The following is a 22976-nucleotide window of genomic DNA, read 5'->3' on the forward strand; positions in this document are numbered from 1 at the left end:
CAATCGGTTAGCATTGAAGAAGTTTCAGTATATCCTACTCTTTCTTGTCTTTCGTACCATGCTTGTGTTCTGACATGGAGAGCTTTATTGTAAACTAATCTTACACAGCCCAAAGTGCGCCGCAATAGCGACTCTTGTTCTGGTGTGGGGTAAAATCGGAACCAATAGGCTTTTTCCATGTCTCACATTTAAGCATATATTCCGTAAATGCGCTAGTATTTAACGGTAAAGCCGTCGTAGAACGACGGGGTTTCAGACCCAAAATTTTCGATGACTTGGTTATATAAAACCCCCGGTATTCCCGATGAATTGTTTGAACGTTTGCCTGGGATTCCCTTGAGTAAACGCGAGGTGAGATTATTGATGATTTCCGCTTTGAGGTTAGGTGATGGGGGGGTTTTCTGGGATATCGGGGCAGGAACCGGCACTATTCCCGTTGAAATTGGCTTATTATGCCCCAATAGTCCGATTATTGCCATTGAAAGGGATGAAGAAGTGGCCAGTTTAATCCGCCGTAATTGCGATCGCTTCGGGGTAAAAAATGTTACGGTTTTTGAAGGCAGCGCTCCCGATTGTCTAGCCAATATATACCTAGCACCCGATCGCGTCTGTATCGAGGGCGGCAAACCGATTAAATCAGTCCTGCAAGAAGTGTGGCAATACCTGAAACCCAACGGCCGCATCGTGGCTACGGCCAATAATTTAGAAACCCTCTATCAATTTTCCGAAGGCTTTTCTAATTTACAGGCGCGTAATATCGAGATCGTCCAAGCGGCAGTAAATCGCCTAGAAACTAGGGGTATTCACCAAGTTTTTGCCGCCGTTGATCCCATGTTCATCCTGAGTGGCGATAAACTTTAATTGGGGATAACCTTCCATAAAGTTTTCTTAATCTATATAATTAGAACAATGCCGCCTAACTTCTCTGGATTAACCATGCCTTGGCCACGCATTGTCAGCGCTATTTTTGCTATTGCCTTCGCACTGGGAATTATTATCGTTGGGGGTTGGTATTTCACCCTCGGCATCGGTGTTATCGTCTTTTTGGGACAATTGGAGTATTTTCGCTTAGTTCGCGCTAAAGGCATTGAACCGGCCGCTAAAACCACTCTCGTAGTTTCGCAATTATTACTACTGACGGCAACTATGGCAGCCCCCCTCACCGATGCCATGTTTCCCCTCGCTGGGGCGTTAATTTGTTTTTATCTGCTCTTTCAGCCAAAAATGGCGACAATTGCCGACATTTCCACCTCAATTCTCGGTCTGTTTTATGGTGGTTACTTACCTAGTTATTGGATTCGTTTACGGGTCGGTTTTTCTCCTGAAAGTAATCCTGTGGCTATGGCCAGTAACTTACCCCTGATGGGATATTGGCCAGAATCGTGGATGGAACCGAAATTATTCCCGGCCGCTTTGACGGTGACTTTTCTAGCTTTCGGTTGCATTTGGGCCGCCGATATCGGAGCTTACATCATGGGAAAATGGTTAGGTAAAACCAGTTTATCGCTGATTAGTCCCAAAAAAACCGTGGAAGGTTCCTTTTTTGGCATTTTAGGCAGTATAGCGATCGCCGAGTTGGGTGCTTGGTATTTAGATTGGCCCTATTGGCAGCTGACCGGCTTAATTTTGGGCTTATTAATTGGTATTGTCAGTTTATTGGGTGATTTGACCGAATCGATGATGAAACGCGATGCCGGAGTCAAGGATTCCGGGCAGTTAATCCCCGGTCACGGTGGTATACTCGATCGCACTGATAGTTATGTGTTCACCGCTCCCCTAGTATATTATTTCGTCACTTTACTGCTGCCCTTGTTGCGTTAGTAGTTTGTATCTTCTCCGGTCGCTGCGCCCTTGAGTTCTCCAGTGCTAAATTAAAGATTAAACCCAAATTTGCGATTATGTCAGGAGTCGTCTATCCCCGGGGTAAAGTTTATCTTCTCGGTGCGGGAATCGGTCAGAGCAGTTTTCTCACCCTGCAAGCGCGAGCAATTTTAGCCACGGCCGAGGTTTTGCTGTATGATGCCCTAGTGGATAGTCAAATCTTCTCCCTCGTGCCGAAAACCTGTATTTTAGTCGATGTGGGCAAACGGGGAGGACAACCCGGCGCCGAGCAAAATCAGATTAATCGGATATTGGTTAATTATTGTCAAGAGGGAAAACGAGTTATTCGGCTCAAAAGTGGTGATCCGGGGGTTTTTGGGCGAGTATATCCTGAAATGTTAGCCCTAAAGCAGGCTGGCTGTGATTTTGAACTGATAACTGGAATTTCCTCCGCTTTGGCCGCTCCTTTATTAGCTGGAATTCCCCTGACCGAAAAGGATATTAGTCGCTGTTTTGCGGTCTTGAGCGCTCACGATCCCCAGTCTCTCGATTGGTCAGCTTTAGCTAAAATTGATACGCTGGTGCTATTGATGGCCGGTCAGTCTTTGGGGCAAATTATCGAGAAATTATGCCAAAATGGGCGGAATATTCACGACTCGATCGCTATTATCCGCCAGGCGGGACGCAAGGATCAACAAATTTGGCGCGGCACTTTAGAAAATATTCTCGCTCAAACCGCCGGGGTGTCCCTCTCACCCTCTATTATGGTCATTGGTCAAGTTGTGGATCTGGCGATTATGTCCTCTCCCCCACCCCTAGGAGGTAAAACTATTGTTATTACCCGTGCCGCCGAGCAAACGAGTCAATTTAGCGAAATTTTGCAAAATCAAGGCGCAGAAGTCCTAGAAATGCCCGCTTTAGAGATTCGTCCCCCCTCCAGTTGGCAAGGTTTAGACGATGCCATCGGTGAGTTAAAAAAGTTTGATTGGCTGATTTTAACTTCTGCCAATGCTGTTAATTTTTTCTTCGAGCGCTTGACATTTTGGGGAAAAGATGCTAGAGCTTTAGCGACCGTAAAAATCGCCGTGGTGGGCAAAAAAACCAGCCAAGTTTTGCACTCACGAGGATTAAAGGCGGATTTTATCCCGGGGGATTTTGTCGCTGATGCTTTGGTAAACGAGTTTCCCGACCCGATTAGGGGGCAAAAATTCCTCTTTCCGCGCGTGGAAACGGGAGGGAGAGAGATATTGGTTAAGGAATTAACGGCCAAAGCTGGTCAGGTGACGGAAGTGGCCGCCTATGATTCCGGATGTCCCGCGCGCATGGATAGTCAGATCTGGGAAGCGTTTCGAGATGAAAAAGTCGATATAGTCACCTTTGCTAGTTCCAAAACCGTCCAGAATTTTTATCAGTTATTGCGACAAGAAACGGGAGAATTATCGGTTAATTCCCTATTAGAAAAAGTTTGTCTGGCTTCTATCGGTCCGCAAACTTCAAAAACCTGTCAAGAGTTATTTGGTCGTGTTGATATCGAGGCGCGAGAATACACCCTAGAAGGGTTGACCAGCGCTCTAATCGAGTCGAGTAAGACCTGACATCCTCGCCGCCGTAAAACAGACGGCGATTCCCAAATCTGACGATAAACAAAGCCATAAAAATCTAGGAATCTCCCCATGAGTAACCCTATTATCATTGAAACTGACTTAAAAGATATTCTCGCTAAACTTGACAATCGGTTAGAGCGAATCGAAACAAAACTAGAAGTATTGCCGAAAATAGAGACCGAAGTTTCCCAACTCAAAGACGATATCAGAAACCTGAAGGGAATAGAAATAAAGCTAGAAGTATTGCCGAAAATAGAGACCGAAGTTTCCCAACTCAAAGAAGATGTCAAAGACTTGAAAGAAAGGGCAACGGTTCAAATATGGGCTTTGATAGTCACTGTTATCGGTGCAACTGTTGCTTGCAGCAATTATCAAATTCGGTTTTTTGACTAAAACTTAAATCATCATTAAAAACTAAGTTGGAACTAGACAAGTTCCAACCGGTAACAAAAAATTGACCTTGAATATTAACGACGAATTGGAGCGAGCGCACCGTCGGCAGCAGCGCGAAAAGGTTCCACTGCCTCGCTATAATCGATCGGTAAAATAGCCACCACGTTATCGTGAGGACGGGGAATAATTACCCAGGTTTCTAAAGCTGCCCCCTCGGTTTTATTGACCGCTTCAATGCCGGCAGCCATAGCGGTTTTTACCTCCTGTACATCCCCACGAATATTGAGGGTAAAACGGGCGCTTCCTGCCCTTAAATAACCAACAATCGTGATCCGTCCTGCTTTTACCATCGCATCGGCGGCCGCTAGAATACCGGGGAAACCTTTGGTCTCGATCGATCCCACCGCGGGTTGGGCTGTCATAAATTAACTCCTAATAACAAAAATCAGATAAGTTTAATTGATAGAATCCAATCTATTTTCCAGTCTTTAACTATAGTCTAGTTTGGGGCAAATCGCTAGGGAAATTAACTGCGAAAACGGTCTGACTTAGGCGTATGCTGCACTGGTAGAACTGCCAGTACATTTTCTGGAGGATTCGGTACGATGTAATGACTGACCACATTACCACCAAAAGCGGTCATCGCCGCCGCTAATCCTGCCTCTACTGCTGGTTTAACCTCGGAAATCGGACCACGAATCGCCACCAAAAATTCGCCCCTTTCCGCTAGATCAAAATAAACTAGGGTGACTCGTCCCCCTTTAACCATGGCATCCGCCGCCGCTAAAACGGGGGGAAAACCCAACGTTTGAATGACTCCGACCGCCTCGGGCATTTTTCCTGATCTCCTGCGAAAGCAACTTTACATTATACCCCGAACCTGTCTTTATATTTTCTTCTGGAAATCCTCGACCGCTCGCGGCAGTTTTTTCTCTAAATACTGTTGATGGGACTGATCAGCCAGATAATAATCTCCTGCGGGTTCGATCAAAGTAACGATATCCTGCTGAAACTTTCCCGATAGTTGTAGTTGACGCTTGGAAGCAGTGGCGATTAACTTTTGTTCCGGGGTGTGATAAAAAATAATCGATCGATATTGTTCTCCCCGGTCCGGTCCTTGGCGATTTAACTGAGTCGGATCATGGATTGACCAAAAAACGGCTAATAACGCCTCGTAGCTTATTTCGTGGGGATTATAGGCAATTTGTGCCACTTCCGCATGACCGGTAATTCGCGATAACACATCGAGATAACTAGGATTGGGGAAATTTCCCCCCATATAACCCACAGAAGTCGCTAAAACCCCGGGTAAACGCCGAAATGAGTCCTCGGTTTTCCAAAAACAGCCGGCCCCAAAAGTAGCTTTTTCGCCGCTATTCATTTCCCCTCACATCCTTGGCAAATTCCACCACTGCTTTTGTAATTGTCTCGCTTAAATTAGCATAAACTTTGGCAAAAGGGGGAGCTTTTTCGGTTAATCCTAGAATATCCGCCGTTACTAACACCTGACCATCACAATCCTCCCCCGCACCGATACCAATCGTCGGAATGGTCAATTTATCGGTAATAGTAGCGGCTAAATTGGCGGGAATATGTTCCAAAACCAGGGCAAATACTCCCGCTTTCTCCAAGGCTAAAGCTTCCTCGATTAATCTTTGTGCATCCGATGGAGTTTTTCCCTGCTGACGGTATCCTAACCGATGGACCGACTGGGGAGTTAATCCGATATGACCCATAACAGGGATGCCTATCTCGGTTAAACGGCTAATAGTCTCGATCATAGCGGGATAACCTCCCTCTAATTTTACCCCTTGCACTCCTGCTTCCTTTAACATCCTTCCTGCCGAGTGAATTGCCTGACTGACACTTTCCTGATAGCTGAGAAAAGGCAAATCACAGACAACTAAAGCTTGTTTTACCCCGCGAGACACGGCCGCCGCGTGGTGAATCATCGCCTCTAGGGTGATCGGTAAAGTGGTAGGATAGCCCAAAGCGGTCATAGCCAAGGAATCACCTACCAAGATAATATCAATTCCTGCTTGATCGAGCAGTCGCGCGATCGGATAATCCCAAGCTGTGAGGGTGACAATCGCGCGTTTTTGCTGTTTCCACTCGATTAATTTGTTGGTGGTGACTGCCATTATTTATTCACTGCGGACAGCTTCGAGGATACGGGAAAAATAGAAACGAGTGCTAGTCATACTCGTCCGTTCAATTTTAAAGCCATTTTCGTTGAGAGCGGCGACAATAGTTTTTTCCTTGTGTTGATAGGCACGAGTGGTTTTACTCGGACCGGGGAAAAATTGACCAATTTTCTTGAGAATGGTTAATAAACAGGTTTTAGGGGCAAAACTGAGGATTAAACGGGATTGAGCTAGGGATCCCAGGTGTTTAATCATTCCTAAGGCTTCTTCTGTGGGATAGTGAATAAGAACATCAACACAGATGACCGTGTGATATTGGCCGGTTAATGCTTCTAAATCTTGAACGGCAAAGGTGAGTTTACTGGTATCTGCTAACTCTTTGGCTGCTCTTTCCTTGGCTTCTGTCACCATTTTCTCAGAAATATCACTAGCGAAAATAGTTGCGCCCGCTTTAGCGAGGGGAATACTAAGACTCCCGACTCCACAACCGGCATCACAGATCGAGAGATTAGGCAAATTGTCATCACTTTCTAACCAACCGATAACGGTATCGATCGTCTGTTGATGACCGATGCGAATATCTTTTTGTACTTTGTTAACTTCGCCATCCCCATAAATCCGGCGCCAGCGATCGAATCCTGTGGCGTTAAAATAGTCCTTGACTATGGCTTTATCGTCTAATGTGTTGGTCATAACGAAATCTAAACGAGCGGAGATGGTTATTAGTTTATCCTACCGTGAAAGCCGGTTTTAGGGATTTAGTCTTGGGTCTCTCTACCCTTGCCAGAAACGAGAAACTCTGCTATTTTGCTGGTGAGTTTATTTTTTAGGCAGTGTCTCAGAAGATAAACCATCAATCAAGCATCGTTCTATCTTTCACTTTATGAGCTTAAAAATGAGCAAAAATCAGCAAATTCTGGCAAAAATCGGGGGGGGGTAGCCTTGCTCTCCTTGTTTCCTTGGCTTTAGGACAACAGGCTTCTGCTGTCACCCTTGTTGAAAACTTAACTCAATCAAATAGTGCCGACGGTACTGTTCATTCCACCGCCTGGACAGGATCAAGCTTTACCACTGGCAGTGGCAGTTATAATCTTGAATCTGTCACTCTTTTATTGCAAGAAAACACCGCAGGTGACTTGTTTGTTGGTCTCTATGGCAACAATAGTGGAGTTCCTGGCACTCTGATAACCACTTTTACCAACCCTGGTTCTATTACTACCAGTCTCGCCAATAACACCTTTACCCTTGCTACCTCCCAGGCATTAACCGCCAGTACCACTTACTGGTTAGTCAGTGGAATTTTATCTGGTTCTGGAACTTACTCTTGGGGTTATACATCGTCTGACTCTGAAACAGGACTCCCTGGCTGGACTATTGGTGCTGGTTACGTTGACTCTACAAATCAAGGGGGAACTTGGATTTCTTACCCTACTGATGGCCCTTACCAATTTAGCGTTAATGGGACAGAACAGTCCCAGTCTATTCCTGAACCCAGTTCCGTTGTTGCCCTGTTAGGATTAGGAGGATTAGGGTTGGTCTCTAGACTGAAAAAACAAAAATAAGAAGTAGGGTGGGGGTGACTCCACTTTTTTTATCTGGTGCTGGGGTTCTATCTTAGCACCAGACAAGGGAGGTTTTGCCTCACCCCAAGCCCTGCCCTACCGACATCAGGGGGTTAGGGGGGAGCGGGACAGCCGAAAATTAGATTTAGTGACCTTGAAATTTGATGAATTAATTGCCATGCCAAAATATACATTTACTAGCTATTTTAAAAATGATGTTTTGACAAAACGCCCTTACCTCAAAAAAGAATGGTGTATTTACGTGATCGAAAACCCTATCCGTTGTGAACCCCAAGAAGATAATCGTTTTCGCTTTTGGGCAAAAATAGAAGAATTTGGCGATCGTTACTTGAGAGTCGTTACCCTAGCAGACAAGATTACTATCCATAATACCTTTCCAGACAGGAGCTTTAAACCATGAAGATTAACTACTACCCAGAAACGGACTCCCTTTATATCCACCTTACAGACAAACCCAGTGTTGATAGCCAAGAAATTGCTGAAGGTGTCGTTGCTGATTACGATGAATTAGGGAATCTAGTCGGTTTAGACATTGATAACGCCAGCAAAAAAGTGCAACTCGGTGAGTTTATCTCAAATGTCGGGGTGAAGACCCTCGCTTATGGCAGAGATAGTTAATTCCCCTCATCCCCAACCCCTGGGAGAGGGGGAGAAAGATGCTTGCTACGAATAAAGAAAAATGGGACAAGTCTGTGGAAAAGCTTAATTTGTTTTCCGCTTCACCGTTAGTTAACCTAAAGTGAATATCATGTAATCGTTCCAAGATTCGGTCAATAAGGGTTCCATGTCAATTATTACCCATAGAACTAAGATCGTAGCCACGATCGGCCCTGCCAGTAATTCGCCGGAAGTCCTTAAGGAGATGATCGGTGCGGGGATGAATGTAGCGCGGCTAAACTTTTCCCACGGTAGCTACGAAGATCATGCGAGAGTTGTTAGCCTTTTACGGCAAATTTCTCAAGAATTAGACAATCCGATCACTCTCCTGCAAGATTTACAAGGGCCGAAAATTCGCGTTGGTAATCTCCCCAATGGTTCCATTACCATCAACAACGGCGATTATCTCACCCTTGTACCCATGGATGAGTATCAGGGAGAACCGAACACCGTTGCGATCGATTATCCCTATCTGGCCGAGGAAGCACAGCTAGGTGAGCAAATTCTCCTTGATGACGGCTTATTAGAGCTAAAAATCGTTGAAATTAACGGAAAAGACCTAAAATGTCAAGTGTTGGAGGGAGGAATTCTCAAAAGTCGCAAGGGAGTCAATCTACCCCGTCTCAATTTGCGCTTACCTTCCATGACCGAAAAAGACAAACAAGACCTAGAATTTGGTCTTTCTCAGGGGGTTGATTGGGTTTCCCTGAGTTTTGTTCGTAAAGGAGAAGATATCAAGGCGATTAAAGCATTTTTAGCCGAGAGAAATCGTGCGGATGTGCCAGTGATAGCTAAAATTGAAAAACCGCAAGCGATCGAAAATTTGGAGTCAATTATCGAGGAATGTGACGGAATTATGGTGGCCCGGGGTGATTTGGGGGTAGAATTAAGTCCCGAAAAAGTCCCCATGTTGCAAAAACGCATTATCAAACTCTGCAACATGAAAACTATTCCCGTCATCACTGCCACCCAGATGTTAGAAAGCATGATTCACAATCCCCGACCGACTCGGGCCGAGGCTAGTGATGTGGCTAATGCGATTATCGATGGAACCGATGCGGTGATGTTATCGGGGGAATCAGCAGTGGGAGATTTTCCCGTCAAAGCAGTGGCTATGTTGGCCAAAATCGCCCATGATGTGGAAGCGGATGTGAAGTTTGATAATGTTCCCCCCAATCAGTCCGATGAAACTCACGCTCTCAGTGAGGCTTTAGTGGCGATCGATCAAACCCTTGATCTCCGTTATATTGTCACTTTTACCACTTCTGGCTACACTTCGCTACTGGCTTCTAAGGAACGTCCCTCGGTTCCCGTCATTGCCATGACTCCCAACCAACGAGTCTATCACCGTCTCAATCTAGTCTGGGGTGTGATCCCGATTCTTCTTGACCATCAGGTGTCTGTCTTTGAGGATGTGTTAAAGCAAACGGAATCAATTCTGCTTCAGAAAAATCTAGCGCAATCGGGCGATAAAATCCTGATTATGGCGGGAATTCCCATGCAGAAAACTAAAGGCACTAATTTCCTCAAAATTCACACGATTTCGTAAGTTCTAGGAGTCGGGAGATTATTTTTATTTATTCTTCCCACACCCCACACCCCACACCCCACGAAAAACTTTTTGCCGCAAAACCTAGATACAGATTTCGGGCGGTGGATTGGTTGTGATAGAGGTATAAATATCGATCGCTTGCTATCAATCTTGATGAAAAGACGATATTTTCTGGCTTTTATCGGCTCAATTGCCCTTAGCTGCTTATTATCTCTAGGCATAAACCTTTTTTCATCTACTATCACCACCGCGCAAACCCAGACAATTCTAGTTTCTGCCGCCGCTAGTCTCAAAGATGCCCTAGAAGAAATCAAGCCGGGGTTTGAAAAAGCCCATGCCAACATTAAAGTTAACTATAACTTCGGTGCGTCGGGAGCTTTGCAACAGCAAATTACACAAGGTGCGCCGGCCGATGTTTTCCTCTCGGCCGCGACTAAGCAAATGGACGCTTTAGCAAAAGCTGGTTTGATCGATACAAGTACCAGAAGAAAACTGCTCACTAATCGCCTAGTTTTAATCGTTCCCAAGAATTACACCCTAAAAATTAGCGATTTTCGTTCCCTGACTAACAGTAATGTCAAAAGAATTGCCGTGGGTGAACCGCGCAGCGTTCCCGTCGGTCAGTACAGCGAAGAAGTTCTGAAAAATATCGGCATTTTAGAGCAAATAAGACCAAAACTGGTCTTTGCTAACTCTGTCCGTAATGTTCTCGCCGCCGTAGAGACTGGTAACGCCGATGCTGGCATTGTTTACATCACCGATGCCAAAATTTCCGACCAAGTAAAAGTAGTGGCCACGGCTGCCAATAATCTCCATTCTCCGATTATTTACCCGATAGCTGTAATCAAAGCTAGTAAAAACCCGCAAGCTGCCAAGACTTTCGCCCAATATCTCACCAGCGCGGCCGCTAAAAACATTTTTGAAAAATTCGGCTTCGGAATAGCCAGATAAACAATGCCAGACTTTTCCCCCCTATGGATATCCCTGAAAACCGCCACCATTGCCCTGATAATCATCTTTTTTCTCGGTATTACCGCCGCTTATTGGATGTTGGGCTATCGCGGACGGTGGAAATCCCTAATCGAGGGAGTTTTCGTCGCGCCCCTAATCTTGCCCCCGACGGTGCTAGGCTTCATTTTACTGCTCCTATTCGGCAAAAACGGACTATTAGGACAGTTATTAGACTTATTTAATTTTCGCATCGTTTTTACTTGGTATGCCGCCGTTATCACCGCGACGGTGGTAGCTTTTCCCCTGATGTACAAAACCACCCTCGGCGCTTTTGAACAGGTGGATGCCAATCTTTTACAGGTTGCCCGCACTTTAGGGGCATCGGAAGGGAAAATATTCTGGCGCGTACTTTTGCCCCTCTCCTTCCCCGGAGTATTAGCAGGATTAACCCTAGCTTTTGCCCGCGCTTTGGGGGAATTTGGGGCGACTTTGATGTTAGCGGGTAATATTCCGGGGCAAACTCAAACTATCCCGATGGCGATTTTCTTTGCTGTGGAAGCAGGAGCGATGACCGAGGCTTGGATATGGGTGTTTATCATCATATTAATCTCCCTATCGGGAATTATCGCCGTTAATCTCTGGCAAAGTCAACGCAAACAGCAATTAGGACGACCGGGAGAAAGCAAACCTAACGAGATGGAAGACTGGCTGCAACCCTGGGAGGGTCGCGATTTTGCCCTTTTAGAAGCTGAAAATCCCCATTATAGAGATAAAATAGGCTTATTTGTCGATATAGAGAAATATTTACCCGGTTTTAACCTATCGGTAACTTTTAACTGCCAAAATCAGCCCCTAGGACTATTAGGAGCTTCGGGGTCGGGAAAAAGCCTGATTTTGCGATCGCTGGCTGGTGTGGAAACGCCCTCAAGGGGTCGTATTGTCTTAAATGGGCGCATTCTCTTCGATTCCGAAAAGAGAATTAATCTCCCCAGTCGTCAGCGTCGTATCGGTTTTGTGGTGCAGAATTATGCCCTTTTTCCCCATCTCACCGTGGCAGAAAATATCGCTTTTGGTCTCTCGCAAAAGTTACCCACAAAAATTATCCGTCAGCAGATTGCCAACCAATTAGAATTAGTGCAGTTACCCGGCATGGAAAACCGTTATCCCCATCAATTATCGGGGGGACAACAGCAACGGGTCGCCATCGCTCGCGCTTTAGCTAGTCGTCCGGAAGCTTTATTATTAGATGAGCCTTTTTCTGCCCTTGATACCCATCTACGCGCTCAATTAGAACGTCAGATGATCAAAACTTTAAGTAATTACGATGGCGTGACAATTTTTGTTACCCATAATATGGATGAAGCCTATCGAATATGTGAGAATTTATTAGTTATGGAAAAAGGGCGGGCAATTGCTAATAATTCTAAACAGAAAATTTTTGACCGACCAGATAGCGTTAGTTTGGCAAAAATTACGGGCTGTAAGAATTTTTCCCGTGCTGTAATCATTAATAATCAACAATTGGAAGCCATTGATTGGGATGTTAAATTACACACTGTTTCCAGGATTCCCGACTATTTAGCTCATACGGGAATTCGCGCCCATCAAATTATTTTTGGTCGAGATTTAAGCGATATTAATACTTTTCCCTGTTGGTTAGCTGATGCCATTGAAGGACCCCATCGGGTGACTCTCTATCTGAAACTTAATCAACCCTCCAATCATGACAGAGATTTTCATATCCAAGCAGAGTTATATAAGGATAAATGGTTAGAAATCAAGGAGCAAGCTTTGCCTTGGACTGTTACTTTATCTCCCCAGCGTTTATTATTATTAAAGTAATAGGTTAATTTTTATCAAGTGCTGACAGATATAGAGCTTCTAAAATCCAAGACCATCCCGTTAAATACCCGCTCGTGTCATTAGTTAGTGAAAAAGTTTTATCTGGAGTTATAAAATCATGACTGAAAAGGAATCTTGTGATTGGATAATGCGAGTGGATTTACACTTACCCACTCCTGATGAAATGCCGGATGAAATGTTAGAAATAGCAGCAGCGATTGCGTGGGTTAATTACCGAGTGGAGGGGCCAGGTTGTCTGTGGCTGATGGTCAATTCCTGCTGTGAACCTAAATTCATGTATCTGCCAGATATCAAGTTAAGGCGAATTGCCGAAAGAGCGCATCCAGATGTAGATATTTACGATCCAATTAACGAACTCCTGCTGTTAGTTAGTCCCAATTGGGAAATATTTCCGGGGGAATTAGTGGGAGATAATGAAACACATTTTTACTACCGAATTAACGTCAAAGAACGAGTAGGAAAATCCTGTGAAGATTGCTGGGAGGTTTGGGGAGAAAAGTTGGGAGAAGTTGGTCGAGAAGGAATGGTAAAAGTAGTGGAAGATGTCTAAAGTGTCGATTGAGTAATTGATTGCTTACCACAGAGACCCAGAGGACACAGAGTTTTTTGAGTAATTTTTCTGATTAATGAATTAGTGGGACTTAGACAAAAAACAAATCGAGAAAAGCCTCAACTCCAATCCCCGCTTGGGATTTACTTCGAGAAGCCCAAAATCGCTGAAACCCAGATATATCAAGGAAAATCATAAATCCAGGTTAACCCTTTGTCCCGTAATGGTTTGAGCCTTTTTTGCTGACCGAAAACGCCTAAGTCCCATTAGTGTTATATTGGTTCTGAGTACGAGGGAAGCATTCCGATAGAAAATCTCCGGTTTCAGGAATGGGTTATTGTCCGAATGCTTCGCCCCTACTCAAAAATTTATTATATCTTCCGAAAAAAGCGATATTGATTTATTAATTGGTTTTTGAAAAATGGTATAAGCCAATAACACCACTCCAAAGGGGTCTAGTATAATTAGAAGAGGTTGATCAAAGGGGATTTATGGACGATAAAACCGCAAAGTCAGAAGAATCCGAATCTGAAGAGAAAAAAGAATCAGATTTTGACCAGGAAAAGGAACAGGCTCAAGTTTGGACGGGAAAAATCACTGCTTTTTTTGCCCATCAATTCCGAACCTCCGCTCCTCCCCTTCCAATTATCGGGGGTAGCATTACAGGCATCGTAACTTGGGTTAATCAACATGACACGGTTAAGGCGATTATTGTCGGGGTAGTCACTTTTATCGTCACGGGCTTTTTTACCTACGGATCAGCCTGGATTAAAGCGTTTTTAGAAGTAGCAAGAACCAAAGGTAAAGATCACGGTAAAGGTACAGCCTTAAGCTTTTTTGTTTGGCTAGACAAAGGACTGGAAAAAATACGTTGGCAATTAGCCAATCCTGACGGGAAATATTTAATTAAATTACGAGATTCAGATTGTCGTTATGATGATGTTGAAGGGATTGAAGATGCAATCTTTGGTTTTTCTACCCCGGAACTAGAAGAAATTTTTATTAATTTGGATCTGAGTCAATTAGAACTGCCCTCAGAAGAAGAATCTAAAGGTACGGGGGATGATATTTGGAATTTATTGCGACGGGCTAAAAAGAGGACAAATTTACGGTTGTTAATTCTGGCTCCTGGTGGACGAGGAAAAACGACTTTATTGCGTCATTTAGCCTATAACTACGCTCTAAAACAACCGAAACAAAATGCACCTTTTTTAATTCCTGTCTTTTTACGTTTACGGAGATGGCAGGAAGTGATTACCACCACAGAAGGATTGGATTTACCGACTTTAATTGAGCGACATCTAAAACAAGATATTTCTCAAGAATTAGATTTACCTCAGAACTGGGCAAAAAATCATTTAACTCATCAGCGAATGTTAGTGATGTTTGATGGTTTTGATGAAGTTAAACCCGAATATGCCGAAAAAGTCAGTCAATGGATTGGCAAACAGTGGCAAGATTTTCGCCAAAACTATTTTATTTTAACCTCTCGTCCGAAAGGCTATCAAGCGTTTAGCTCTGAGCATAAACCTCGGCAAAAGGTGTTTATTAATGAATTTACCGATAAAAATATTCGGGATTTTGTGTATAAATGGTATTTCTGGCAAGAGCAGGAAACCAGAGTTAGCAGAAGTTTAAAAGCTAAACAAGAAGCTGCCGATAATAAAGCAAAGGATTTAATTAATCAGTTATTTGCTCTCGATGATTCCGGGGAAAGTTCTACTCTATTAGCCTTGGCGAGAAATCCCTTAAATCTGAATATGATAGTACAGTTACATCGGGCAAACTTTGGCTCGGGACAAAAATTACCTCAGCAACGAGTGGATTTATTTCGCCGAATTTTTGATCTGCAATTGATCACTCGCCCTCAAGCTAGGGGCATTGATATGATTTTAGATAACAATGAGGAAAATCATCGTCAACTGGTATTGCAACAGTTAGCCCTGAAAATGGGAAATACAACCACGATTGAATATTCAGAATTACTGAGTTCTACACAAAATTTTATTCAGGAATTGGGTTATCCTGAAAGCACTTCGGCTAAGGATTTTGTAGAGCGGTTAATTCATGTGAGCGAGTTAATTTTGAAAAAGGATGAATACTATGAGTTTGCCCATAATCTTTTTCAGTCCTATTTAATTGCTTTGGAGATTAAACGGTTAAAGCAAGAAAATTTACTCAAGGAAAATTGGCAGCAAAATCTCTGGTACGAGGCTTGCATTATGTATGCAACTTTATTGACTAATCCGACTGATTTTATTGTGTATTTCTATAATCAAGAAGATAATCCTAAAGCTCAGGGATTAGCGGAGCGATGTTATCGAGAATTACCTGTTAAAAAACGTCGAGGTTTGGAATTTTTAGAACAAAAACGACAGACTTCTCTCTTTACTCAACTAGAAACCTATCTGAAAAATGGCCAATGGCGCGAAGCCGATGAGGAAACGGCGCGGTTAATGTTGTTAATTGCTAAAAGGGAAGATGAAGGCTGGCTAGATGAAGAAAGTGCTGAAAACTTTCCCTGTGAGGAATTACGCACGATTGATAAGCTCTGGGTAGATAATAGCGGCGGTAAATTTGGCTTTTCTGTGCAGAAAAAAGTCTGGCTGGATTGCGGTGGTGTCCCAGGAGAGTATGATTATGATGTCTATAGAAAATTTGCCAACCAAGTGGGTTGGCGCGGGGACGGAGAATGGTTGAGATATGATGAGCTAACTTTTTTATTAGAGATTAGTCAATTGGGACATTTACCTGCTAGTGGTTATAAGCTAATATTCGATGTTGGACAATGGAGGTCAGTATTTTTTTCTCGCGCAGCGACTTGTAACCTGTAATATATAACAGACTTATAGAACCTATTTGGGATCTCTCTTGTGACGCTTCACGGGTAAGAATTACAGGTATTTTGGCTAATTCGCTCTAATCCATACTGGGTAAGTATTTTGGGAAAGATACCAAATGGACTCTATATTTTCGATCTGTGTTTTGGGCTGGGGTTGGGGCTGTGGCTGGGACTTGGGCTGTGGCTGGGGTTGGGGCTGTTGCTGTGACTGTGGTTGTGACTCTGGCTGTGGATATGGCTATTGTCTTTGGTTTGGGAATTTGGTATCTGGCTAAAGAAAAAACATATTCGCGATGGGTGCGATTCTTGTCGATATTAGCTTTTCCTTGGTTTTGTTGGTTTCCCATTGTATTTGGGTTTACCTCTTTTGCCCTGTATCATCGCCTATCTTGGGAATGGCAATCAATATCCCTATTTTGGCTAGTTATCTTCGGATTTTGTACTGTCCTTTGGGTGCGAGGTAAAAAATTAGAAGAAAAAGCCCGCAACCCCCTCAGAGGCATTTTAGATGGCTACATTCCGCACTTCAGAAGGAGGTTCAAGTTATTGAAATAGTTTCAAAAGCCAACAAAAAAACTCAGTTGTATGGTACGGAGTTAATCGTAGCTGATAGATGGTTCCCCAGTAGCAAAATCTGTTCCAATTGTGGATACAAAAAAGAGTCTCTATCTTTATCCGACTCACCGAATTTCCCGGTACTATCGGGTATTTGCGATCGCATCTAGAGCCAAATTCAGTTTCAGCAGGTTAACCCCCGGTTCGCCGAAAATGCCGAGAAAGCGATCATCGGTGTTTTTGGTAACGAGGATCTCCACTTGATTTGGCGGTAATCCCCGCACCCGCGCCACCCGCTCGATCTGCGCTCTGGCAGCCTCTGGGGTGATATGAGGATCGAGACTGGAACCGGAGGTATATACTAGATCCGCAGTGGGTTTAATTGTCGCTTTCTCTAATCGGGGAATCTCCCCCTCTATAGCTTTTGCCGGATCGGGATCGGGTTTTCCTTTAATGCGATCGATCAACACGGGGTTACTGGGAGCTAGGTTACTCGCTCCCGAAATTCCGGTTTGCAGGACTTTGTTAGGATCGTTTTTCGGATCGGCCGTACTGTAGGCGGTGGTACTCGGACGACTATTGAAATAGCGATCGCTGGTGAAAGGTTGCCCAATTAGAGCCGAACCCACCACTTGACCTTGATTATTGGTGATCAAACTCCCGTTCGCTTGCCAGGGAAAAAGAATTTGACCGATGGCGATCATCGAGAAAGGATAGATCAGCGCAGTGATCACCCAGAGAACTAGGGTAGAACGGATGGCTTTAGCTGCCTCGCGTGCAAAACTCATAATTAAAACCTCTCTGGTATAAAGATGACCAAGAACAGATAGATAAATAAAGCAAAGGCGACTAATCCTAAAAGGGTTAACGCGGAAGCTTGCCACCTATCGATAGTGCTTCCCGTAGAAGCTTGAACGATGGAGGAGAAAAGAATTGTCAGACAGAAATTTAAGAAAATATACCAGAAAAATCGGTATTTTCTAGGGGCTGCTTTCATAAGAATTAGAGTTTTTTGGAGATTTGTTTTTGCCAGTAAATCAAGAAAATAGCTGTAGTTGTCGATAGGTTGTCTTGTTCCCCTTTTTCAATTCATAGTTAAGAATACATTGGCCCACATATCTGGACAAATTAACAGGAACAGCATTGCCAATCATTTGTTCTAGATTAGATTTTGTTCCTGTAAAAATAAAGTCTTTAGGAAAAGTTTGAATATAGCTTCGCTCCCTCGTTGTTAGCGGTCTTAGTTTTTCCTTGAGATGACAAGCATCACCGGGATGTTGTCGATAGGTTTTGGGAACTGGTCGATTTACTCCTCGAATAGTAGGGCTAGGTTCATAAATACTGAATATCGCCCTTCTTTGATAGCTTCTAGGATGTCTATAATAGTATTCTATGTCTAATTCTTTGCCCATATAGTCAAATACAGTCAGAGGTTTACTTGATAGATTTTCATTGATTTCATCGATTAAAAAATCATCTTCTTCCTTCATTTTACCGATCAGAAAATATCTTTTTCTAGTTTGAGGAACTCCGCAGTAACAAGAATTAATAACTTTTCCAGTTAAACCATAACCATGTTTTTTTAAAATTTGTTTTGCTTGAGTGAGTATTTTACTTTTCTCAATTCTGTCCACATTTTCCATAACAAACCATTGCGGACTTACTCTAGTGACAATTTCAGCGAATGTGAGCGTTAGATTCGCTCGTCCTAAACCCTCGTCTCTCTTACCCGCACTGGAAAAGTCTTGACAGGGAGGGCTGCCGACAATAATCTCAGGATTATATTGAGCAAATATTTCTTGGCTAGATTCTCTAGATAAATCGACATTAAATATCGGATGACTAAAGTTATTTCTATAGACATCTATAGCAGGTATCCAGTTATCAAATGCGGCCACAATAGTAAACCCCGCTTTCTGGAAACCTAAAGATAAACCACCACAACCAGCGAATAAATCGATTGTGATCATTTTGCTCCCTCCTCTAAATTGACTCTCGAAAGCGTAAAATAAATTATCGGAATCGGGAGCTAAACCGTATAACTCTTGTGTACTTAACTCCGCAGGTTGAATTTTTAAATTTTCATCGAGTTTCAGATATACATTTTTCAGTCCTTTCCAATCCAAGTAAGCGCACAAAGAAGCTGGAAATGAGGAATTAAATTGATTTTTACCCCATGTTTCTTTTTGGTTAAAATCCCGATTCGAGTGCTTCAATCCGAATAAACTAGGCTTAAATATTGCAGATTTTCCCATTACCTCAACCCGATCGCTGAAATTATCTCATCAATAATCTTAATAGCAATAAACGGCGCAATCATGCCTCCCACCCCGTAGATGAGGATATTGCGCCGCAATAGTTGGTCGGCAGTAAGGGGGCGAAATTGAACGCCTTGAAGTGCCAGAGGAATCAAAACAGGGATAATCAGGGCATTGTAGATCAGGGCCGAGACGATCGCCGATTGAGCGCTTTTCAAACCCATGATATTTAAAGCACCGATCCCAGCAGCGGCGAAAATCGTCGGGATAATAGCGAAATACTTAGCGATATCGTTAGCTACCGAAAACGTGGTCAGGGCGCCTCGGGTAATTAATAACTGTTTGCCGATGGTGACTAAATCGATCAGCTTGGTCGGGTCAGAATCCAGATCCACCATATTGGCCGCCTCCTTCGCCGCTTGGGTTCCGGAGTTCATCGCCACACCGACATTAGCCTGGGCCAGTGCCGGTGCGTCGTTGGTTCCGTCTCCCGTCATGGCAACTAACTTGCCCTTGGCTTGCTCGCGACGGATCACCTCGATCTTATCTTCCGGGGTGGCCTCGGCGATAAAATCATCCACCCCCGCCTCCGCCGCGATCACCGCCGCCGTGATCTGGTTGTCGCCGGTGAGCATGATCGTTCTCACACCCATGCGCCGTAATTGGTCGAAACGCTCTTTTAATCCCGGCTTCACGATGTCCTTGAGATAGATCACCCCGTAGATATCGTTACCCCGACAGACGGCGAGGGGAGTTCCCCCCAAACGGGAAACCCTTTCCTGTGCCTGATCGAGGGTCTCGGGAACGGAACCACCGCGGGAACGGACGAAACCTTTAATCGCGTCTACGGCTCCCTTACGGTATTCCTCGCCGTCCATATCGGTGCCGCTCATGCGGGTACGAGCGGAGAATTCGATTCCCTCGCCGGGTTGGCCATCGATGGAGAGGTTCGCGCCCAAATTCCGGGCTAAGGCAACGATCGAGCGTCCTTCCGGGGTTTCGTCGAAAAGGCTGGCCGCTAGACAGATGCGGGCTAATTCCTCGAGGTTATGACCGTTCACGGGGATAAATTCGTCAGCCAGTCGGTTTCCGAGGGTAATCGTTCCCGTTTTGTCGAGAAGGAGGGTATTGACGTCGCCGCAGGCTTCCACGGCGCGCCCAGAGGTGGCGATGACGTTAAACTGAGCCACACGATCCATGCCGGCGATGCCGATCGCGCTCAATAAACCGCCGATCGTCGTGGGAATGAGGGCGACGAGGAGGGAGATCAAGATGGCGATACTGGAACCGGCCCGAAAGGTATCCGCAACCGCCGGCCCGAGACTCGTTTCCAGGAAACCGGCGATATAGTTCCCGATCGGCGGAATCGTGGCGACGACAATTAAAAAGACTTGGGTTAACACGGCCAGAAGTACCGTCAGCGCGATCTCGTTGGGGGTTTTCGTGCGCTCGGCCCCTTCCACAAGGGAGATCATGCGATCGATAAAACCCCGGCCGGGATCTTGAGCGATCCGCACCGTCAACTCGTCCGAGAGAAGCCTGGTGCCGCCGGTGACGGAACTGGCGATGTCGGTTCCGGGTTGTTTGAGGACGGGGGCCGATTCTCCGGTGATCGCCGATTCATCCACCGAACCGATTCCCTCGATCACTTCCCCGTCGGCGGGAATCACGTCCCCGGCCACCAGTTTTACCCGATCGCCCCGACCCAAGGCCGTGGAACTGACCGACTCGATCGAGCCGTCGGCAAGGATTTTCCGGGCCATCGTGTCGCTGCGGGTGGAGCGCAGGGCATCGGCCTGGGCTTTTCCCCGTCCCTCGGCGACCGCCTCGGCGAAGTTGGCGAACAGCACCGTGAAGAAGAGGATGAGGGTGATGATGCCGTTAAGTAGCCGTTGTTGTCCCCTATCCCCGGCGATTCTGCCGAATAGATGCGGGTCGATCGTGACCAGGGCCGTGACGATCGTTCCTAACCAGACCACGAACAGGACCGGGTTACGCACGGCGATGCGCGGGTCGAGTTTGAGGAAGGACTGCTGGATCGCGCGTTGATAGAGACCTGTCCGGTTTACCTTGGGGGTGTGGCGGCGGTCGTCCCGGCGACCTCTCGGCACTCGCAAAGGGCGAGAGGATTTAGAATTTCCTTTGTTCATTCTCATAAATTATCTAAACTCCTAGCCGATCATCCGGGTGATTTGAAAGGCTTCCGCGATCGGCCCGAGGGCTAATATCGGCAAGAAAGTGAGCGCACCGAGAATTAAAATCACCCCCGCCGTCACGCTGGTAAAGAGTCCGGTATCGGTGCGGAGGGTTCCGGTGGTGGCGGGAACTGGTTGTTTGCGGGACATCCCATCGGCTAACAAGAGCAGGGCGGCGCTCGGTATATACCGTCCGGCGAGTAAACTCAAGGAGGCGCTCAGATTCCACCAGAGAGCGGTAATCGTCGGTTTCGCCCCAGCCGCAATCGCGATCGGCCCGGGTTGGGAATCCCCCAGTCCCTCGAATCCCGACCCGTTATTGGCGGCGGCGGAAGCGTACTCGTAGATAACTTGAGATAATCCGTGAAAGCCGGGGTTACTGATGCCCTGAAAGTCGGGAAAGGCAAGGGCGATCGCTCCGGGGATGAGGATGGCGATCGGGTGAACCAGCAGAATTAAAAAACTCGCTAACACCACTTCCCGTTTCTCGATTTTGCGCCCGAGGAATTCGGGGGTTCGCCCCACCATTAGCCCGGTGACGAATACCGCCAGGATCAGATAGGCAAACAGGTAGGCGGTGCCGGTTCCCTGGCCGCCGAAGACTATTTGCAGGAACAGATTCGAGAGGGTGGCGAAGCCGCCGTTCGGCATCAAGGAATCGTGCATGGCGATCACCGCACCGCACATGGTGGCCGTGGTAGTTACCGCGTACAGGGCCGATTGCGCCCAACCGAAGCGCACTTCTTTGCCCTCGAAGTTAACCGCTCGCTCCACCCCTAGCAGGGAGTTAACCGCCTGGTTGCCGTTATATTCCCCGATCGCTGTGATGATCGTAAAGCCGATGAAGATACCTAGGGGAATTAGATAGATTAACCGAGCTTGCTTGAGATTATCGGCGAAAACCCCGTAGGTATAGATTAGGGAGGTGGGAATCGAGAGAATCGCTACCAACTGCACCAGATTGACGAATCCGTTCGGGTTTTCAAAGGGGTGGGCCGAGTTGCTGGCAAAAAAGCCGCCGCCGTTTTCTCCCAATTCCTTAATAATCTCGAAGTGGGCCACCGGACCGCGGGCGATCGCCTGACTCAGGTTGGGGTTTTCTAGCGTCGGCAAGATCGCCGGGCCCGCGAGGGTTTCCGGGACTCCGGCGATGATCAGGGCAATTGCCCCCACGATCGAGATCGGTAAGAGGATACGAGTGATCGCTCGGATCAGATCCACGTAGAAATTGCCCAACGGTCGCCCCGTCAGTCCCCGAATAAAGGCAATCCCCACCGCTAGACCGGTTCCGGCCGAGGTGAACATCTGGTAGCCGAGACCCCAGATCTGACTCCCGTAGCTGAGGGTGGTTTCTCCGGAATAATGCTGTTGGTCGCTGTTGGTGATAAAGGAGATGGCAGTATGTAGCGTGGTGTCCCAAGTGGGGGCGGGGATTCCGGTCGGGTTGAGGGGAAGGAATCCTTGGCCGGCAATCAGGGAAAAAACCAGAATTGCCATGACCGCGTTACTGTAGAGAACGGCGCGGACGTACTGCCAGCCGGTCATATTCTCTTTCCCTTTCACCCCGACGAAGGTGTAAAGAAGACTCTCGGTTCGATCGCACAGTGGGTCGAGTAAGGTTCTCCGTTCCATGAACACCCTAGCCATATACCGCCCGAAAAAGGGGGTGATTGCCACGATTATCAGGATCGTGAGCGCGATTTGAATCCATCCTTGCAACATGGTTCGATCAACTCCAAAAAAAGGCCCGTGGAGGCTCGATCAACGATCAACCGGGAAAATCACCGGTTCGCTGTCTCGAAACCGCTTGCTGAAAACCTAGTTTGTCTAATCATTAGCGATCATTAACAAATGGTTGACATCCTCACCGCCGTAAAACGGACGGCGATTCCCAAACCTCACGATTTGGGTTTCTGCTTCTTTCCCGAAGGATTTTTCGCACCTGCCTTAACAGATTTACTCTGTTCTGGTCTTATGGTCGCTCTACAGACTGACACCGCAAGCCCTG

25 protein-coding genes are annotated in these 22976 nt (G+C 45.9%); 14 read left to right on the forward strand and 11 right to left on the reverse strand.

The window, feature by feature from the left end; translation table 11 throughout:
* Positions 1–179: helix-turn-helix domain-containing protein (locus IM319_RS12075; protein WP_287735784.1), on the reverse strand; the 179-nt coding region annotated here is incomplete at its 3' end.
* Between the two features lie 91 nt (positions 180–270).
* Here IM319_RS12075 and cbiT point away from each other — a divergent pair.
* The 4 genes from cbiT (at position 271) to IM319_RS12095 (ending at position 3818) form a co-directional block, all read left to right on the forward strand.
* Positions 271–861 carry a precorrin-6Y C5,15-methyltransferase subunit CbiT gene (gene cbiT, locus IM319_RS12080; RefSeq protein WP_287735773.1) on the forward strand — a complete coding sequence of 197 codons (591 nt, stop codon included), beginning with the start codon at positions 271–273 and terminating at the stop codon, positions 859–861.
* Between the two features lie 48 nt (positions 862–909).
* A complete protein-coding gene (locus IM319_RS12085; RefSeq protein WP_286826092.1) occupies positions 910–1821 on the forward strand; it encodes a phosphatidate cytidylyltransferase in 912 nt (303 codons plus the stop codon).
* A 77-nt stretch (positions 1822–1898) separates the two neighbouring features.
* Positions 1899–3416, forward strand: coding sequence for a uroporphyrinogen-III C-methyltransferase (gene cobA / locus IM319_RS12090; protein WP_287735774.1), 1518 nt, complete (start codon positions 1899–1901; stop codon positions 3414–3416).
* Between the two features lie 78 nt (positions 3417–3494).
* Positions 3495–3818, forward strand: a complete 324-nt coding sequence (locus IM319_RS12095; RefSeq protein WP_287735775.1) for a hypothetical protein — start codon at positions 3495–3497, stop codon at positions 3816–3818.
* 74 nt (positions 3819–3892) lie between these two features.
* Here IM319_RS12095 and IM319_RS12100 read toward each other — a convergent pair whose 3' ends face one another.
* The 5 genes from IM319_RS12100 to bchM form a co-directional block, all read right to left on the reverse strand.
* Positions 3893–4240, reverse strand: coding sequence for a carbon dioxide-concentrating mechanism protein CcmK (locus tag IM319_RS12100; RefSeq protein ID WP_287735776.1), 348 nt, complete (start codon positions 4238–4240; stop codon positions 3893–3895).
* 104 nt (positions 4241–4344) lie between these two features.
* Positions 4345–4653: a carbon dioxide-concentrating mechanism protein CcmK gene (locus IM319_RS12105; protein ID WP_002732196.1), complete on the reverse strand. Its 309-nt coding sequence runs from the start codon at positions 4651–4653 to the stop codon at positions 4345–4347.
* A 51-nt stretch (positions 4654–4704) separates the two neighbouring features.
* Complete coding sequence (msrA, locus tag IM319_RS12110; protein ID WP_287735777.1) at positions 4705–5199, reverse strand: peptide-methionine (S)-S-oxide reductase MsrA; 495 nt, start codon at positions 5197–5199, stop codon at positions 4705–4707.
* Positions 5192–5959, reverse strand: a complete 768-nt coding sequence (gene panB / locus IM319_RS12115) for a 3-methyl-2-oxobutanoate hydroxymethyltransferase (RefSeq protein ID WP_287686214.1) — start codon at positions 5957–5959, stop codon at positions 5192–5194. The genes msrA and panB overlap by 8 nt, the downstream gene beginning before the upstream one ends.
* 3 nt (positions 5960–5962) lie before the next feature.
* Positions 5963–6655, reverse strand: a complete 693-nt coding sequence (gene bchM / locus IM319_RS12120; protein ID WP_286826097.1) for a magnesium protoporphyrin IX methyltransferase — start codon at positions 6653–6655, stop codon at positions 5963–5965.
* Between the two features lie 266 nt (positions 6656–6921).
* Here bchM and IM319_RS12125 point away from each other — a divergent pair, with 266 nt between their 5' ends.
* The 10 genes from IM319_RS12125 (at position 6922) to IM319_RS22725 (ending at position 16685) form a co-directional block, all read left to right on the forward strand.
* Positions 6922–7524, forward strand: a complete 603-nt coding sequence (locus tag IM319_RS12125; protein ID WP_287735778.1) for a choice-of-anchor R domain-containing protein — start codon at positions 6922–6924, stop codon at positions 7522–7524.
* A 148-nt stretch (positions 7525–7672) separates the two neighbouring features.
* Entirely contained in the window at positions 7673–7945 is a 273-nt protein-coding gene (locus IM319_RS12130; protein ID WP_425185089.1) for a hypothetical protein, read from the forward strand.
* The gene (locus tag IM319_RS12135; protein WP_287686216.1) at positions 7942–8163 is read left to right on the forward strand and encodes a DUF2283 domain-containing protein; all 222 of its coding nucleotides are present in this window, start codon (positions 7942–7944) and stop codon (positions 8161–8163) included. The genes IM319_RS12130 and IM319_RS12135 overlap by 4 nt, the downstream gene beginning before the upstream one ends.
* Positions 8164–8329: 166 nt before the next feature.
* On the forward strand, positions 8330–9751 hold the full coding sequence (gene pyk / locus IM319_RS12140) for a pyruvate kinase (RefSeq protein WP_287686217.1): 1422 nt from the start codon (positions 8330–8332) through the stop codon (positions 9749–9751).
* A 156-nt stretch (positions 9752–9907) separates the two neighbouring features.
* The gene (gene modA, locus IM319_RS12145) at positions 9908–10705 is read left to right on the forward strand and encodes a molybdate ABC transporter substrate-binding protein (RefSeq protein ID WP_287735785.1); all 798 of its coding nucleotides are present in this window, start codon (positions 9908–9910) and stop codon (positions 10703–10705) included.
* A 3-nt stretch (positions 10706–10708) separates the two neighbouring features.
* Positions 10709–12547 (forward strand): molybdate ABC transporter permease subunit, encoded by a 1839-nt coding sequence (gene modB / locus IM319_RS12150; RefSeq protein WP_287735779.1) that lies wholly within the window; start codon positions 10709–10711, stop codon positions 12545–12547.
* 118 nt (positions 12548–12665) lie between these two features.
* On the forward strand, positions 12666–13118 hold the full coding sequence (locus IM319_RS12155) for a hypothetical protein (RefSeq protein WP_287674356.1): 453 nt from the start codon (positions 12666–12668) through the stop codon (positions 13116–13118).
* Between the two features lie 491 nt (positions 13119–13609).
* Positions 13610–15952: a GUN4 domain-containing protein gene (locus tag IM319_RS12160; protein ID WP_287735780.1), complete on the forward strand. Its 2343-nt coding sequence runs from the start codon at positions 13610–13612 to the stop codon at positions 15950–15952.
* Between the two features lie 170 nt (positions 15953–16122).
* The gene (locus IM319_RS12165; RefSeq protein WP_287735781.1) at positions 16123–16515 is read left to right on the forward strand and encodes a hypothetical protein; all 393 of its coding nucleotides are present in this window, start codon (positions 16123–16125) and stop codon (positions 16513–16515) included.
* Complete coding sequence (locus IM319_RS22725; RefSeq protein WP_425185091.1) at positions 16428–16685, forward strand: zinc ribbon domain-containing protein; 258 nt, start codon at positions 16428–16430, stop codon at positions 16683–16685. Before IM319_RS12165 ends, IM319_RS22725 begins: the two co-directional genes overlap by 88 nt.
* Here the strand turns inward: IM319_RS22725 and kdpC are convergent.
* Genes kdpC through kdpA form a run of 5 tightly spaced genes read right to left on the reverse strand, consistent with a single transcriptional unit; the run spans position 16659 to position 22690 of the window.
* A complete protein-coding gene (gene kdpC, locus IM319_RS12175) occupies positions 16659–17303 on the reverse strand; it encodes a K(+)-transporting ATPase subunit C (protein ID WP_287735782.1) in 645 nt (214 codons plus the stop codon). The two genes, IM319_RS22725 and kdpC, sit on opposite strands and share 27 nt — an antisense overlap.
* A 2-nt stretch (positions 17304–17305) precedes the next feature.
* Entirely contained in the window at positions 17306–17512 is a 207-nt protein-coding gene (locus IM319_RS12180) for a potassium-transporting ATPase subunit F (protein WP_159291727.1), read from the reverse strand.
* A 40-nt stretch (positions 17513–17552) separates the two neighbouring features.
* Complete coding sequence (locus tag IM319_RS12185; protein WP_287735783.1) at positions 17553–18770, reverse strand: DNA cytosine methyltransferase; 1218 nt, start codon at positions 18768–18770, stop codon at positions 17553–17555.
* Positions 18770–20929, reverse strand: a complete 2160-nt coding sequence (kdpB, locus tag IM319_RS12190; RefSeq protein ID WP_287686324.1) for a potassium-transporting ATPase subunit KdpB — start codon at positions 20927–20929, stop codon at positions 18770–18772. The genes IM319_RS12185 and kdpB overlap by 1 nt, the downstream gene beginning before the upstream one ends.
* Before the next feature lie 15 nt (positions 20930–20944).
* Positions 20945–22690, reverse strand: a complete 1746-nt coding sequence (gene kdpA, locus IM319_RS12195; RefSeq protein WP_287686322.1) for a potassium-transporting ATPase subunit KdpA — start codon at positions 22688–22690, stop codon at positions 20945–20947.
* Positions 22691–22976 lie beyond the last annotated feature (286 nt).

Source organism: Microcystis sp. M113S1, assembly GCF_020246945.1.
Lineage (GTDB): Bacteria > Cyanobacteriota > Cyanobacteriia > Cyanobacteriales > Microcystaceae > Microcystis.